At 72.5% G+C, this 15,535-nt stretch carries 13 protein-coding genes and 1 pseudogene; 8 read left to right on the forward strand and 6 right to left on the reverse strand.

What is annotated here, in order from left to right:
• Positions 1–208 precede the first annotated feature (208 nt).
• Entirely contained in the window at positions 209–1,378 is a 1,170-nt protein-coding gene (gene tuf, locus AB0B29_RS23955; RefSeq protein WP_362243237.1) for an elongation factor Tu, read from the forward strand.
• Between the two features lie 109 nt (positions 1,379–1,487).
• Entirely contained in the window at positions 1,488–2,333 is an 846-nt protein-coding gene (locus AB0B29_RS23960) for a spermidine synthase (protein WP_362243240.1), read from the forward strand.
• Here AB0B29_RS23960 and AB0B29_RS23965 read toward each other — a convergent pair.
• Positions 2,295–3,599, reverse strand: coding sequence for an MFS transporter (locus AB0B29_RS23965; protein WP_362243243.1), 1,305 nt, complete (start codon positions 3,597–3,599; stop codon positions 2,295–2,297). The genes AB0B29_RS23960 and AB0B29_RS23965 overlap by 39 nt on opposite strands.
• 116 nt (positions 3,600–3,715) lie before the next feature.
• Positions 3,716–4,738, reverse strand: coding sequence for a hypothetical protein (locus tag AB0B29_RS23970; RefSeq protein ID WP_362243246.1), 1,023 nt, complete (start codon positions 4,736–4,738; stop codon positions 3,716–3,718).
• A gap of 159 nt (positions 4,739–4,897) precedes the next feature.
• Between AB0B29_RS23970 and AB0B29_RS23975 the strand changes: the two genes are divergently transcribed.
• Complete coding sequence (locus AB0B29_RS23975) at positions 4,898–5,350, forward strand: DUF4442 domain-containing protein (RefSeq protein WP_362243249.1); 453 nt, start codon at positions 4,898–4,900, stop codon at positions 5,348–5,350.
• A gap of 51 nt (positions 5,351–5,401) precedes the next feature.
• Here the strand turns inward: AB0B29_RS23975 and AB0B29_RS23980 are convergent.
• A pseudogene (locus AB0B29_RS23980) lies at positions 5,402–5,739 on the reverse strand (UTP--glucose-1-phosphate uridylyltransferase); the annotation flags it as partial.
• A gap of 447 nt (positions 5,740–6,186) precedes the next feature.
• Here AB0B29_RS23980 and AB0B29_RS23985 point away from each other — a divergent pair.
• The 3 genes from AB0B29_RS23985 to AB0B29_RS23995 all read left to right on the forward strand — a co-directional run bounded on the left by AB0B29_RS23985 (position 6,187) and on the right by AB0B29_RS23995 (position 11,324).
• A complete protein-coding gene (locus AB0B29_RS23985; protein ID WP_436845874.1) occupies positions 6,187–8,061 on the forward strand; it encodes an RICIN domain-containing protein in 1,875 nt (624 codons plus the stop codon).
• Between the two features lie 155 nt (positions 8,062–8,216).
• The gene (locus AB0B29_RS23990) at positions 8,217–10,613 is read left to right on the forward strand and encodes a phosphoketolase family protein (protein ID WP_362243252.1); all 2,397 of its coding nucleotides are present in this window, start codon (positions 8,217–8,219) and stop codon (positions 10,611–10,613) included.
• A gap of 72 nt (positions 10,614–10,685) precedes the next feature.
• On the forward strand, positions 10,686–11,324 hold the full coding sequence (locus AB0B29_RS23995; protein ID WP_362243255.1) for a DedA family protein: 639 nt from the start codon (positions 10,686–10,688) through the stop codon (positions 11,322–11,324).
• 54 nt (positions 11,325–11,378) lie between these two features.
• Here the strand turns inward: AB0B29_RS23995 and AB0B29_RS24000 are convergent, their stop codons facing one another.
• The gene (locus AB0B29_RS24000) at positions 11,379–11,906 is read right to left on the reverse strand and encodes a gamma carbonic anhydrase family protein (RefSeq protein WP_362243774.1); all 528 of its coding nucleotides are present in this window, start codon (positions 11,904–11,906) and stop codon (positions 11,379–11,381) included.
• Positions 11,907–12,018: 112 nt separating this feature from the next.
• On the opposite strand from AB0B29_RS24000, the gene AB0B29_RS24005 reads away from it, so the two are divergent.
• Positions 12,019–12,816 carry an acyltransferase gene (locus tag AB0B29_RS24005; protein WP_362243257.1) on the forward strand — a complete coding sequence of 266 codons (798 nt, stop codon included), beginning with the start codon at positions 12,019–12,021 and terminating at the stop codon, positions 12,814–12,816.
• Between the two features lie 10 nt (positions 12,817–12,826).
• Here AB0B29_RS24005 and AB0B29_RS24010 read toward each other — a convergent pair whose 3' ends face one another.
• Positions 12,827–13,684 carry a DMT family transporter gene (locus AB0B29_RS24010; protein WP_362243259.1) on the reverse strand — a complete coding sequence of 286 codons (858 nt, stop codon included), beginning with the start codon at positions 13,682–13,684 and terminating at the stop codon, positions 12,827–12,829.
• Positions 13,685–13,790: 106 nt separating this feature from the next.
• On the opposite strand from AB0B29_RS24010, the gene AB0B29_RS24015 reads away from it, so the two are divergent.
• Positions 13,791–14,363, forward strand: coding sequence for an XRE family transcriptional regulator (locus AB0B29_RS24015; protein ID WP_362243262.1), 573 nt, complete (start codon positions 13,791–13,793; stop codon positions 14,361–14,363).
• Positions 14,364–14,384: 21 nt separating this feature from the next.
• On the opposite strand, the gene AB0B29_RS24020 is transcribed toward AB0B29_RS24015, so the two are convergent.
• On the reverse strand, positions 14,385–15,485 hold the full coding sequence (locus AB0B29_RS24020) for a cation diffusion facilitator family transporter (protein WP_362243265.1): 1,101 nt from the start codon (positions 15,483–15,485) through the stop codon (positions 14,385–14,387).
• Positions 15,486–15,535: the final 50 nt, after the last annotated feature.

Consider the following 15,535-nt stretch of genomic DNA (forward strand, 5'->3'; position numbering starts at 1 on the left):
TCGACGGCATGTTCCGGCACGCCTTCCCCCTCGCAGCATCCGTGGTCACGGATGCCCCGAAGGCTGCCGTCCTCGATCTCACGGCCGTCATGGACGGCGCCCGAAGCTGACCCTCTCCGGTTCGTCCGGCGGACCCCGCAAGGGGAGGGTCGGGCAGGTCCTCGGGGTCCCCCTTCTTCTCCGCCGATCAGACGCTTCGAGGTACGCCATGTCCAAAACGGCTTATGTCCGTACGAAACCGCATCTCAACATCGGCACGATGGGTCATGTCGACCATGGCAAGACCACGTTGACCGCCGCCATCACCAAGGTCCTCGCCGACCGCGGCAGTGGCGCGTTCGTGCCGTTCGACCGGATCGACCGGGCGCCCGAGGAGGCGGCGCGCGGCATCACCATCAACATCGCGCACGTGGAGTACGAGACCGACACCCGGCACTACGCGCACGTCGACATGCCGGGCCACGCCGACTACGTCAAGAACATGGTGACCGGCGCCGCCCAGCTCGACGGGGCGATCCTCGTCGTCTCCGCGCTCGACGGGATCATGCCGCAGACCGCCGAACACGTCCTGCTCGCCCGGCAGGTGGGTGTCGACCACATCGTGGTCGCCCTCAACAAGGCCGACGCGGGGGACGAGGAGCTGACCGACCTGGTCGAGCTGGAGGTCCGCGACCTGCTCACCGCGCACGGCTACGGCGGTGACTCCGTGCCCGTCGTACGCGTCTCCGGGCTGAAGGCGCTGGAGGGGGACCCGCGCTGGACGGCGTCGATCGAGGCGCTGCTCGACGCGGTGGACACCTATGTGCCGATGCCCGAGCGGTACCTGGACGCGCCGTTCCTGCTGCCGGTGGAGAACGTGCTGACCATCACGGGGCGGGGAACCGTGGTGACCGGGGCGGTCGAGCGGGGCCTGGTGCGCGTCGGCGACCGGGTCGAGGTGCTCGGGGCGTCCGTCGAGACGGTGGTCACGGGTCTTGAGACCTTCGGCAAGCCGATGGACGAGGCGCAGGCCGGGGACAACGTGGCGTTGCTGTTGAGGGGTGTTCCACGCGACGCCGTTCGGCGGGGTCATGTGGTCGCCGCGCCGGGGAGTGTGAAGCCGCGCCGGCGATTCTCCGCGCAGGTGTACGTCCTGTCGGCCCGGGAGGGTGGGCGGACGACGCCTGTCTCCTCCGGGTACCGGCCGCAGTTCTACATCCGGACCGCGGACGTGGTGGGGGTCGTCGATCTCGGTGAGGTGGCGGTGGCACGGCCCGGCGACACCGTCGCCATGACCGTGGAACTGGGGCGGGAGGTGCCGTTGGAGGCGGGGCTCGGGTTCGCCATCCGTGAGGGTGGGCGGACCGTCGGGGCGGGGACCGTGACCGTGGTCGGTTGAGGATGTGGGGGACTGCGGGCCGCCCTGGGCCGGCCGAGCCCACGCGGCGGAGCCGCATATCGGAACGGCCCCGCCCCGGGGCCGCGTTGTCCCACCGCACAATGGAGGGGTGAAAGACGCCGTCCCCGTGACCCGGACCACCGATCACGGCACCGCCAAGCTCATGCCCGACGTCGACCGGGAACGGGCCTGGCTGCTGACCGTGGACGGGGCGCCGCAGTCCTACGTCGATCTCGACGAACCCGCGCATCTGGAGTTCGAGTACACGCGGCGGCTCGGCCACGTGCTGGATGTGGCGGCCGAGCCGGGGCGGGCGCTGGACGTGGTGCACCTCGGGGGCGGTGCGCTCACGTTGCCGCGGTACGTGGCCGTGACCCGGCCGGGCTCGCGGCAGGACGTCGTCGAGGCCGACCGGGGGCTGCTGGAACTGGTGGCGGAGCATCTGCCGCTGCCGGAAGACGCGGCCGTCGCCCTCCACACGGCGGACGCCCGGGCCTGGCTGGAGAGCGCCCCCGCCGACTCGGCGGACGTGCTCCTCGCGGACGTCTTCAGCGGCTCGCGGGTGCCGGCACACCTCACCTCCGTCTCCTACGTCCGCGAGGCCGCGCGGGTGCTGCGGGGGAGCGGGGTCTACCTCGCCAACCTCCCCGACGCTGCGCCCTTCGGCTTCCTGCGATCGCAACTCGCCACGCTGGCCACCGTCTTCGAGGAACTGGCGCTGATCGCCGAGCCGGGGGTGCTGCGGGGGCGGCGGTTCGGTAACGCCGTGCTCGTCGCCGGGAACCAGCCGGTCGACATCGTCGCCCTGACCCGTCTCACCGCCGCCGACGCCTTCCCCGCCCGGGTCGAACACGGCTCCGCCCTGCGGACGTTCATCGGCGGCGCACGGCCCGTCGCGGACGCCGACGCCGTGCCGTCACCCGAGCCCCCCGACGGGGCGTTCGGCATCGGCTGACGCGGGGTCCGTGCCGCCCTGGGCGACCGGCGTGGTCCTGCGGCGCAGATCGCGGACGTCGGGTACGCACAGCACGGCCGCCGTGACCAGGACGACCAGGCCGGCGCAGCCCCACAGGGCGGCAGTGCGGCCGAAGGCGTCCTCCGCCGGTCCGGCCGCGGCCGTGGCGAGGGGGACCAGCGCGACGGAGCCGAACCAGTCGTACGCCGCGACGCGGGACAGCTTGTGCTCGGGGATCTCCTGGTGCAGTGCCGTCATCCAGGAGACGCCGAACACCTCCACCGTCGCGCCGGCGAGGAACATCACCCCGTACAGGACGCCGATCGGCACCGGGACGGCCAGGGCGGCCGAGGGCAGGGCCAGCGGGAACACGCAGAGGGTGCCGGCGAGGAGCAGGCGGCGGGGTTTCCAGCGGGTCATCAGCAGCGCACCGGCCACCGTGCCCGCGCCGAAGGCGCCCAGGGCGAGTCCCCAGGGGCCCGCCCCGCCCAGGTGGTCGCGGGCGACGAGTGGGCCGTAGACCGCGTCGGCGGCGGCCACGACCGCGTTGGCGAGGGAGAACTGGACGACGATGCCCCACAGCCAGGGGCGGCCGGCGAACTCGCGCCAGCCGTCCCGCAGATCGGCGAGCAGGCCGCCGCCCGGGGCGCGGGGCGGGATGTGGCCGACGTCGAGGAAGGCCCGCAACGCACCGGCGAGCGCGAAGGCCGCCGCGTCCGCCGCCAGCACCCAGCCGGGCCCGATCGCCGCGACCATGGCGCCGCCGAGCGCGGCACCGCCGAGGGCCGAACCCTGCATCGCCATCCGGAACACGGCGAAGGCGCGGCCCGCGTTCTCGCCGTCGACCGAGGACATCAGCATGCCCTCGGCGGCCGGGCTGAAGAAGGCCTGACCGGTGCCGCCGAGCGCGGCCAGCAGCATCATGTGCCACAGCCGGGGCTCCCCGGTCAGCACGAGCACGGCGAAGGCGGCCTGCGAGAGGCAGTTCAGGACGTTGGCCGCGACCATCACGTGGTGCCGGGGCAGCCGGTCCGACACGGCGCCGCCGATCAGCAGGAACAGCACCAGCGGCAGCGTCCGCGCCGCAGCCACCAGGCCGACGTCACCGCCGTCGCCGCCCGCTTCGAGGACGGCGAAGGCCGACGCCACCAGGGCGCCGTGGCTGCCCAGGCCGGTGACGACCGCGGCCGCGGTCAGCAGGGAGTAGTTGCGGCCCGCCCAAGCGGGTCTGCGGGGGCTCCGGGAAGAGGCGGTGGGGGACGTCACCGGCCGACTATCGCCGCCCGCGGCCCCTCCTGCCAAACCGTTTCCTTCACGGTGCTCCGGTGAGCCGGGCCCGCCCCCGTCGTGTCGCGGGTCGGACCCGATTCCGCTTCTCCGGGTCAGCCGCCGGTCGGTTCGCCGTGCAGGCGGACCGTGCTGAGGATCTTCATGATGGTCTTCTCGGGCACCTCGCCCTTGACGCCCTTGGCACCGAAGAAGCTCCACGCCACGAAGTCGCCGGCGGAGTTCTTGAAGCCGAACGTGACCGCCTTGCCGTCGCTCGCGCACTTGCCCTTGTCGGGCGTGTTCTCCGAATGCGCCCAGGCGACGCTGCCCTTCACGCCCGAGGCCGTGGTGTAGGGCTTGGCCTTGTCGTCGGTCTTGACGCTCTTCTTGTCCGGCTGCGTGTAGCCGCCGTACACCCACCAGGCCACCTGGTTGACCGCGACCTCGTCCGTGTTCTTGGCGCCGTCGGCGCCCTTGGTACCCGCCCCGGCCAGGGACTCGGTCTCGGTCCTGCCGTCCTTGTTGTCGTCGCTCGTGCACCACTTGGACTTGTAGAACGCCGGTGCCGACATGATGATCAGCGGCTTGCCGTCGTCGGACTTCTCGTCCTCGAAGAAGACGGACGAGGTCGGGGAGGCCACCTCCCAGTCCGCGGGGACGTCGAAGGCCGTGCCCCACTTGGGGTTGACGACGACCTTCCAGCCCTTGACGGTGGGCTGCGCCGCCTCGCCGCCGCGGGGGTTGTCGTCCGAGGCGGGGGCGCTCGGCTCCTCGGCCGACGGGCTCGTCGTGACCTTGCCGCCCTTGCCGTCCTTCCCGCCGTCGGCCGTGTCGTCCTTGTCGCCGCCCAGCACCAGGAAGCCCGTGACACCGGCCGCCACGATCACCGCGGTGGCGGCGATGATCGCGACCAGCTTCGTCCGGCTGCCACCGCCACCGCCCTGCGGGGGCTGCGGGGGCTGCGGCGCGCCGGCCGGCCCGGGGGCGCCCCACTGCGGCTGCTGCCCGTAGGGGTGGGGCTGCTGCTGGTATCCCGGCTGCTGGTAGGGATTCGGCTGCTGGTACCCCGGCTGCTGGTACGGGTTGTTCGCTTGCGGGTTCTGCTCGCCCCCGGGCGGCTGCTGTCCTGGCCACATGGGCAGCAACCCTAGCCGCGCCCCGACACGATTCGGTCACCGCCCGTGGACGGAGACGTAGCAACCCGGAGACGGCCCGGTGCGGATGTCGTGCGCAGGGATGCGGCGGTCGTCACACCGGCCTGGCCAGGCGCATCTACTCGTGAGTAACATTCGGGCATGAGCGCAGACCAGATGTCCATCGGCGAGATGCTCGCCGCCACGGTGCCCATGGCCCGGACCCTGAACCTCGAGTTCGTGGAGACCTCGCCGGACCGGGCAGTGGTGTCGCTGCCGGACCAGCCCGAGTACCACAACCACGTGGGCGGCCCGCACGCCGGTGCGATGTTCACGCTCGGCGAGTCCGCGAGCGGGGCCATCGTGCTGGCCGCGTTCGGCGACCAGCTCTCGCGCGCCGTGCCGCTCGCCGTCAGCGCCGAGATCTCCTACAAGAAGCTGGCGATGGGCGCCGTCACGGCCACGGCCACCCTGGGTCGCCCGGCCGCCGAGGTCGTCGCGCAGCTGGACGCCGGTGAGCGCCCCGAGTTCCCGGTGGCCATCGCCATCCAGCGGGCCGACGGTGCCGTGACCGGCGAGATGACCGTGGTGTGGACCCTGCGGCCCAACGGCTGATCCGGCAGCCGGTGCGCGTCGGCCCCGGCCGGGTGCCGGGGCCTTCGCGGGTCAGGCCGCCGCGTACCGGTGCCCGGGGAGCACGCCGTCCGGCTCCGCGAGGAAGAGCCGGAGCCACGCCACGAACTCCGGCCCGGGGGCGGGCCGTTCGCAGGCCATCCTGACCACCGTGCGCAGATGGTCGGCCTTGCCGCCGGTGTCGTGGCGCAGGCCCCTGAAGACCACTCCGTGCACCGTGCCGTCCGCGGCCAACTCCTGCAGGGCGTCGGCCGGCTGGATCTCACCGCCCGGCCCGGGGGGCGCTCCAGGACGGGAAAGACGGCCGGGCCGAGGACGTGGCGGCCGATGGCGGCGTAACGGCTGGGTGCCTGACGCCGGTCCGGAGCATCTCCTTGGGCGTCGCCTTCGTGGCGGGCAGGAAGCGGGTGCCGAGGCCGGCGGCCGGGACGACCGCTCCGCCGACGGTGCCCGGCGGGGGTGATCATGCGGCTCATGCCGGCGCGGAGAGCTGAGAGCCCGCGGGGAGCCGCATGCGGGCGCGCTGTGGAGTTGAAGATTGTGTGGACCGACCGCCTCTGAGCGCGCACAACTTGCGGCCCTTCGCGCCCGCGTTTTCGAAAACCGGTGCGGATACCGCCGGTAACATATCTGAATTCCTTCCGTTTTGAACTTGGGTCATCCGCACTCCTTGTTACCTGTCAGTCGTCTGTGCGAAAGTGAGCCGGCTCACAGCCAAGTCCGTAGCTGACGCGGCATAGGTATGCACCAATCACCCACCTGCTTTCCGACGGACGCGCAATTCGCCTGCCGTTTCGCGGCTGGAAGGAAATGGTTCCGTGCAATCCCCCACCCCCCCACGCCCGCCGTACGCGCCACGCCCCGGAGCGGGACCCGCCGAATCCGACCGCGATCTCCTCGCCCTGGTGGGCGCACCCGCCGAAGGGCCGCGCGCCGTTGCCCTGTTGCTCGCCCGGCACTGGCGCGCGGTCTACGAATACGCCGTGATCTGCCTGGCGACCTCCGAGGATTCCGCGTCGATGGCGGCGGCCGCCGCCTTCCGCACGGAACTCGCCCGACCGGGCGGCGGGGCCCTGCGTCCGCGGCTGCTCACCGCCGTCCGGGAGACGGCCAGGGAGTGGGCCGCCGACGACGGCATTTCCGAAGTACTGCCGGAACTCCGCAAAACCGTCGGCGCCCGCGGCCTGCGCGCCGCCCGCCCCGGGACACCCGAAAGGCGGCGCCTCGCGGAGCGCGCATTCCGCAACCTTCCGGGAGCTTCCCAATGCCTGCTCTGGCACACGGAGGTCGAGGCCGAACCCATATCCGTACCGGCCGGTCTGCTGGGAGTGGACACCCGTACCGCTTCGGCCGCTCTGGAACAGGCACGCGAGGAATTCAGGTCGGGGTGCGTACGCGCCCACCGGGAACTCGCACCGACGCAGGAATGCCGCTACTACAACCGTCTGCTGGACGTTCCCATGCGTCGCGGCGGGGCGCTGCTTCCCGATGTGCAGCGGCATCTCATGGCATGCCGCTACTGCCGCCACGCAGCCGAACAACTCAGCTATTTCGAGGGCGGTTTGGAGGAGCTGCTCACCGAGACGGTGCTCGGCTGGGGCGCCCGCCGCTACCTGGAATCACGGCCGGGCCGCGTCGCGGACCAGGGCGCCCCGGCCTCCGGTGGACGACACCGCCTCCGGCCCGGTGCCCTGCCTGCGGCGGGAAGGCCCGGGGCGCCGAGGAGGCACGCGAAGGCACTGGCCGCCGCCGTCGGGGTGACCTCCCTCGTGCTGCTCGCGACCCTGCTCGCCGCCCGGGGCTGGACCGAGGAGGGCGGAACCGTCGAACCGCAGGCCACCTGGGGCGCGGTCAGCGGCCACTCCGTCGACCCGGACGGCGCGGGGTCCTCGTCCGTCGGACCGGACTCCGTCGCACCCTCGGCCGCCGCTTCCCCGTCGGCCGCCTCCGCCGGCAACGCCGCCGAAGTGGCCGGGGGGCGGCTGCGCAACCTCGACGAGGGCCTGTGCGTCGACGTCCTCGGCGGACGCGTCCGCGCCGACGCCCGCATCGTGCTGGCCGCCTGCTCCACGGGTGGATCCCAGCAGTGGTCCTACCGGGACGACGGCGTCCTGCGCAGCGCCGCCGACCCCACCCTGTGTCTCGGCTCCGACACCGCCAAGGGCTCCGTCGCCCTGGCCGGCTGCCTGGTGAACGCGGGAGTCGTCCGCTACGACATGACCGTGCGCGGTGAGCTCCTGCCGCGCGGCGGCAAGGGGCTGGCCCTCGCCCCCGGGAAGGGCCGGAACGTGATCGTCACCGACCGCGACGGATCCGAGGCGCAACGCTGGGCACTGGAACCGGCCGCCGCCCCCCGCGGGCCCGGGGACTCCCGGGACAAGCGGGCGCAGGACGCTCCCCGGGAGAGCCGGGAGGACGAGCAGCGGCCGTACGACGACGCCCCGCCCGGGCACTGGCCCGTACCGCCGCGCACCCAGCCCGCGGAACCGCCGCAGGAGCGCTACGAGACGCGGTTCGCGCAGGTGGGGTGCTGTGAGGAAGCCGGGTCAGGGCCCGGCGCGGCAGGCAGGGCCGGCGAGGCCGGTGGGGACGGTGAGGCCGCGCCGCAGACAGGCTCCGGTGTCCTCGGTCGCACGCCTGCCACGGTGGCCGACACCGTGGCGACGCTGCGCTCCGCGGTGCGCTTGCCGTAGAACTCCTGGGTGCGCCCCCGGGACGGGTGCCCAGCACCTGGCAGGGCGGGTGCTCGGCACCCCCGGCGGGCCGGATGGCCGACAGGCGCCTGGCATCGAATCGGAACAGACTGGTACTCCTCCTGAGTCCGCCCGCAGAACCCAGGGAGTCACCCATGTCCGAGGCGCCGCACCAGGACAGCAGGACCGGCAGCAGGACCGCGCCGACCGACGAGGAACTGCGGACCCTGGACGCCCACTGGCGGGCCGCCAACTACCTGGCGGCCGGTCAGATCTACCTGCTGGCGAACCCGCTGCTCACCGAGCCGTTGCGGCCCGAGCACATCAAGCCGCGGTTGCTCGGCCACTGGGGCACCTCACCCGGGTTGAACCTCGTCCACACGCACCTCAACCGGGTGATCAAGAACCGGGGGCTCGACGCCCTGTGCGTCTGGGGCCCGGGCCACGGCGGGCCGTCGGTCCTCGCCAACTCCTGGCTGGAGGGCAGCTACACCGAGAAGTACCCGGACGCGTCCCGGGACGCGCACGGCATGGAGCTGCTGATGCGGCAGTTCTCCTTCCCCGGCGGCGTGCCCAGCCACGTCGCCCCGGAGGTGCCCGGCTCGATCCACGAGGGCGGCGAACTCGGCTACTCCCTCGCCCACGCCTACGGCGCCGCCCTCGACCACCCGGACCTGCTCGTCGCCTGCGTGATCGGCGACGGCGAGGCGGAGACCGGTCCGCTCGCCGGGTCCTGGCACGCCAACAAGTTCCTCGACCCCGTCCACGACGGTGCCGTCCTGCCGATCCTGCACCTCAACGGCTACAAGATCGCCAACCCGACCGTGCTGTCCCGCCTCCCTCAGGAGGAGCTCGACGCGCTGCTGCGCGGCTACGGCCACGAGCCGATCCACGTGGCCGGTGACGACCCGGCCACCGTCCACCGCACCCTGGCCGAGGCCATGGACACCGCGCTCGACCGCATCGCCGCCGCACAGCACGCCGCCCGCGAGCAGGGCGAGACCGAGCGCCCGCGCTGGCCGGTGATCGTGCTGCGCACCCCCAAGGGCTGGACCGGCCCGGCCGAGGTCGACGGCGAGCCGGTCGAGGGCACATGGCGCGCCCACCAGGTGCCGCTGTCCGGCGTCCGCGACAACCCCGACCACCTGCGGCAGCTGGAGTCCTGGCTGCGCTCGTACCGGCCCGAGGAGCTGTTCGACGCGGAGGGCCGCCCGGTCGCGGACGTCCTCGCCTGCGTCCCCGAGGGCACCAGGCGGCTCGGCGCCACCCCGTATGCCAACGGCGGACTGCGCGTCCGTGACCTGCCGATCCCGTCCCTGGACGACTTCGCCGTTCCCGTCGACAAGCCCGGCACGACGACGCACGAGCCGACCCGGGTCCTCGGCGACCTACTCGCCCGGATCATGCGCGACACCGCCGACCGCCGCGACTTCCGCCTGGTCGGCCCGGACGAGACCGCCTCCAACCGGCTCCAGGCCGTCTACGACGCAAGCGGCAAGGCCTGGCAGGCCGGGACCTTGCCCGTGGACGAGCACCTCGACCGGCACGGACGGGTGATGGAGGTGCTCTCCGAGCACCTCTGCCAGGGCTGGCTGGAGGGCTACCTCCTCACCGGCCGGCACGGGCTCTTCTCCTGCTACGAGGCGTTCGTGCACATCGTCGACTCCATGGTCAACCAGCACATCAAGTGGCTGCGCACCTCCCGCAGGCTGCCCTGGCGGGCCCCCATCGCCTCCCTCAACTACCTGCTGACCTCCCACGTGTGGCGCCAGGACCACAACGGCTTCTCCCACCAGGACCCCGGCTTCGTCGACCACGTCCTCAACAAGAGCCCCGAGGTCGTGCGGGTCTACCTCCCGCCGGACGCCAACACCCTGCTGTCGGTGGCGGACCACGCCCTGCGCAGCCGCGACTACGTCAACGTGATCGTGGCCGGCAAGCAGCCCTGCTTCGACTGGCTGTCGATGGACGAGGCCCGGGTCCACTGCGCCCGAGGCGCCGGCATCTGGGAGTGGGCGGGCACCGAGGACGGCGCCGAGCCCGATGTCGTCCTGGCCTGCGCCGGGGACGTCCCGACCCAGGAGACCCTGGCCGCCGCCCACCTGCTCCGCCGGTACCTGCCCGAGCTGTCCGTCCGGGTCGTCAACGTCGTCGACCTCGCCCGGCTGCTGCCCCAGGGCGAACACCCGCACGGCATGAGCGACTTCGAGTACGACGGCCTTTTCACCACCGGCAAACCGGTGATCTTCGCGTACCACGGCTACCCCTGGCTGATCCACCGCCTCGCCTACCGCCGCACCGGCCACCAGAACCTGCACGTGCGCGGCTACAAGGAGGCCGGCACCACGACCACGCCGTTCGACATGGTCGTCCGCAACGACCTCGACCGCTACCGCCTGGTCATGGACGTCATCGACCGCGTCCCCGGCCTCGCGGTCCGCGCCACGGCCGTGCGCCAGCGGATGGCCGACGCCCGCACCCGCCACCACGCCTGGATCCGGGAGCACGGCACCGACCTGCCCGAGGTGGCCGAGTGGAGCTGGAACGCCTGAGCCCCGAGGGACGTCCTATGAGCCGGTAGGCTTCCCAGGGCACGCAGGGAAGCTCAGCGAAAGGAACCGGCGTTGCACGTCCAGGAGTGGCTCGAAACCGTACCCGCGGTCGCCGTATACGCGCTGGTCGGGCTGGTCATCGGCCTGGAGAGTCTGGGCATCCCGCTGCCGGGCGAAATCATCCTCGTCTCCTCGGCGCTGCTCGCGTCCCAGAGCGGCGAGATCGACCCCGTCGTGCTCGGCGCCAGCGCCACGGCCGGCGCGATCATCGGCGACTCGATCGGCTACGCCATCGGCCGCAAGGGCGGGCGGCCCCTATTGGCCTGGCTGGGCGGCAAGTTCCCCAAGCACTTCAGCGAGGGCCACATCGCCACCGCCGAGCGCTCCTTCGAGAAGTGGGGCATGTGGGCCGTCTTCTTCGGCCGCTTCGTCGCCCTGCTCCGCATCTTCGCGGGCCCCCTCGCCGGTGTGCTCCGCATGCCGTACTGGAAGTTCCTCATCGCCAACGTCCTCGGCGGCATCGTCTGGGCGGGCGGCACGACGGCCGTCATCTACTACGTCGGCATCGTCGCGGAGTCCTGGCTGAAGCGCTTCTCGTGGCTGGGCCTGGTGGCGGCGGTCCTGGTGGGCCTCACGTCCATGCTGGTGATCAGGCGCAGGGCGAAGAAGGCCAACCAGAACGTGGAAGCGACCGGGGCTTCGGTGCCCTAGGGGCGCGGGGAACTGCGCGACCAGCCCCCAACGACGCCGCACTCGCCGCAGAACCTACGCATGCACCTCCCGATGCGCCTTCGCCAGCTCGGCGTACATCGTGCCGTTGAGGGTGACGCCCTGCCGCTCCTCCTCCGACAGCTCCCGCCGGACCTTCGCGGGAACCCCCGCCACCAGTGACCCGGCCGGGACCACCATCCCCTGCGGCACCAGCGCCTGCGCCGCGACCAGCGAACCGGCCCCGATCACGGCGCCGTTGAGGACCGTAGCCCCCATGCCGATCAGACAGTCGTCCTCGACCGTCGCCCCGTGCACCACCGCGTTGTGCCCGATGCTCACCCGCTCACCGACGCTCACGGGAAACCCCGGATCGGCGTGAAGGGTGCAGTTGTCCTGGACGTTGCTGCTGGCCCCGACGGAGATCGCCTCGACGTCGCCGCGCACCACCGCTCCGTACCAGACGCTCGCTCCCGGGCCCAGCGTCACGCCCCCGATCACCGACGCCGTGGGCGCCACGAACGCCGTCTCATGGATCTCCGGCTCCCTGCCGCCGATCCCCGTGATCATCGCCCGATGCGCCATGTCCGCCTCCAGGAACGTCGTAGACAACGCGCACACCGTACGCCACCCGGTGGGGCGAAGATCACAGGCCTCCGGCGCCGCGGCCGGAGCTACCGGTGAGTACCGTGAGGTCGTGCCGAAGCCCAAGAACACGTTCTCATCCTGGCGGCGGGGCCTCGCGCAGCGCGCCGTCCACGCGGGCTGGGCCTGGTTGCAGCGCACGGGCTCCGTCACCGCCGAGCACCCCGGCCGCTACCGCTTCGGCGCGATGGGAACGAGTACCAGACTGGCCTTCCCACTCGGCACGGTTTTCGGCGAACCCTGGATCCACCTCGGCTCCCACTGCATCATCGGTGAGCAGGTCACCCTCACCGCGGGTCTGATGCCCGACCTCGACCTCGGCCCGGACCCGATCCTGCGCATCGGCGACGGGGTCGTCCTGGGCCGCGGCAGTCATGTCATCGCGGACACGACGGTCACGATCGGCAGCGACTGCTACTTCGGTCCGTACGTCTACGTCACCTCCACGAACCACTCCTACGACGATCCGCATGAGCCGATCGGCAAGCAGTGGCCGCGCATGGAACCCGTGGAGATCGGGCCGGGCTGCTGGATCGGCACCGGGGCGGTGATCCTGCCGGGCGCCCGGATCGGACGGAACGTCGTGGTGGCCGCGGGTGCGGTCGTACGGGGCGTGGTGCCCGACCACGCCGTGGTGGCCGGCGCGCCCGCCCGGGTCGTACGCCGCTGGACCCCCGCGGACGGCTGGCAGCCACCGCTGCGCACCCCCGCGCCGGTGCCGATACCCGAGGGCGTCACCCCCGAACAGCTCCGCGCCTTGTCGGACCTGGACGAGGAGACGGCGGCCCGGCTGGCCGAACTGGACGAGGAGACGGCGGCCGATCTCGCGAAGCTGGAGCCGGGTTCCTGAACCGTCGGGCTCAGCCCGAGGCCAGCAGCACCGTCCCGACCAGGGCGAGCCCGGCTCCCGCGGCCTGTACCGCCCGCAGCCGTTCCCGGAGAACACCCCGCGCTGCCACGGCCGTCACCACCGGGTACAGGGAGGCCAGCACGGCGGCGACCGTCACCGGGCCGTGCTGCGCGGCGATCGAGTACGTGCCGTTCGCGGCGACGTCCGCGAGGCCGACGAAGGCGAGGGCGGGCAGGGAGCGCCAGGGGAAGCCGTCCGCCGGGAGCGCGGGCGATCCGCGCCGCACCGAGACGTAGAGGGCCAGTCCGCCTGCGGCGACGTTCGTGACCCGCTGGACGAACAGGGCGAGGAACAGGCCGGTCAGCGTCGTGGACGCCTCGGCGATCAGCGCCATCACCGCGCCGAAGCCGAACGCCGCGAGCAGGGTCAGGGCGATGGCCTGGCGCTGGACCGGTGCGCCACGGAACTGCGGACCGCCGGCGAGGCACACACCGGCGACGGCCACCAGGATGCCGACCAGCTGCAGCAGGCCGGGGCGCTCGCCCAGCACCAGGCCGACCCCGACCGGCACGGCCACACCGATGGAGCCCAGCGGCGAGACCACGCCCATGGGACCGAGCGCCAGGGCCTTGTAGAAGGCGAGCATCGCCACCGGCCCGACGAGCCCGGCCGCCACCGCGAACCACAGCTGCGGCCCCGCCTCGCTCCAGCCGCCGGTCGCCACCACGACCGCGCCGAGCACCACCACCGCGATCGACTGCGAGACCACGACCACCGTGAGGGCGGGTGTGCGCCGGGTCAGCAGACCGCCGCCGAAGTCGGCCAGCCCCCACAACAGACTGGTGGCCAGGGCGAAGAGCGCTGTCATGGGACGGGTACCTCGCAGTAATCGCAGTACAGTGCAGTGAACGATCAGGTCAACCACACCATAGTGCACTCCATTGCACTGTGTCATACAGAATATTGGACGGAATGTGTCGGACCTCGACCTGCTGACCCAGTCCCTGGCGCGGAGCGTCAAGCACTGGCGCGCGGTGCGCGGCTTCACCCTGGACGTGCTCGCCGCCCGGGCCGCCGTCAGCCGCGGCATGCTCATCCAGATCGAGCAGGCCCGCACCAACCCCAGCCTCGGCACCGTCGTCAAGATCGGCGACGCGCTCGGCGTCAGCATCACCACCCTGCTCGACTACGAGCAGGGACCGAACGTCCGCATCGTCCCGGCCGAGCAGGCGGTACGGCTGTGGCACACCGACGCCGGCAGCTACAACCGGCTCCTCGCGGGCACCGAGGCACCCGGCCCGCTGGAGATGTGGGACTGGCGGCTCATGCCCGGTGAGAGCAGCCCGTCGGACCCGCACCCCGCCGGCACGACCGAACTGCTCCACGTCACGGCGGGCGAACTGACCCTCACCGTCGACGGCGTCGAGCACCGCGTGCCCGCGGGTGCCAGCGTCCATTTCGAGGCGAACGTCCCGCACACCTACGGCAACACCGGCGACACCCCCATGGAGATGGTCATGGCCGTCTCCGTGCCACCCGTGACGTGAGCCGGTGACGCAGCCGCCGGCCTACGCCGCCATGTGGTGGGCCAGCGGCAGATGGGGGTCGCTCTCGCCCGGTGCCGGCTCGGGGTCCGCGTGCACCAGGGCCGCGGTCAGACGCGGTACGGCATGCAGCAGCGCGTGCTCGGCGTCCACGGCGATGCGGTGGGCCTCGCGCACCGTCACCTCGCCGTCCACCACGACCGCCACCTCGGCGCGCAGTCGGTGGCCGATCCAGCGCAGCCGCAGTTCACCCACCCCGCGCACTCCGGGTACTTCGGTCAGCGCCCGCTCGGCCCGGTCCACCAGGGCCGGGTCGACGGCGTCCATCACCCGGCGGAACACCTCCCGGGCCGCGTCCCGCAGCACCAGGACGATCGCCGCCGTGATCGCCAGCCCGACGATCGGATCGGCCGGCTGCCACCCCAGGGCCGAACCGCCGGCGCCCACCAACACGGCCAGAGAGGTGAAGCCGTCGGTGCGGGCGTGCAGACCGTCGGCGACCAGCGCGGCCGAGCCGATCGAGCGGCCGACGCGGATGCGGTAGCGGGCCACCCACTCGTTTCCGGCGAAGCCGACGACAGCGGCCACGGCGACCGCCGGGACGTGCTCGACCGGGCGCGGATCCAGCAGCCGGTCCACGGCCGTCCAGCCCGCGAAGACCGCGGACGCCGCGATCGTCAGCACGATCACGAGTCCGGCCAGGTCCTCGGCGCGTCCGTAGCCGTAGGTGAAACGGCGCGTGGCCGCGCGCCGGCACAGCACGAAGGCGATGCCGAGCGGGACGGCGGTCAGCGCGTCCGCGGTGTTGTGCACCGTGTCCCCGAGCAGTGCCACCGACCCCGAGACGGCCACGACGACCGCCTGGGCCAGCGCGGTCAACCCGAGCACGGCCAGCGAGACCCACAACGCCCGCATCCCGCGCGCCGAGGACTCCAGGGCGGAGTCGACCTTGTCGGCGGTCTCGTGGGAGTGCGGGGCGATGACGTGGGCCATCCGGTGGCGCAGGGAGTGCCGGTGGCCGTGGGCGTTTCCATGGTCGCGCTGGTGCGGGGACCCATGAGCGTGGTCATGGGGGTGGTCGTGACGGTGGTCATGAGGCTGGGTGTGCTCGTGCCGTTCGCTCACGTGGATCCCCTTCCGGTGCGCGCGGGAGTGGACGTACCCGTGCCGTGCCG

The sequence above is a fragment of the Streptomyces tibetensis genome, assembly GCF_040647715.1.
In the GTDB taxonomy this organism is placed as follows: domain Bacteria; phylum Actinomycetota; class Actinomycetes; order Streptomycetales; family Streptomycetaceae; genus Streptomyces; species Streptomyces tibetensis_A.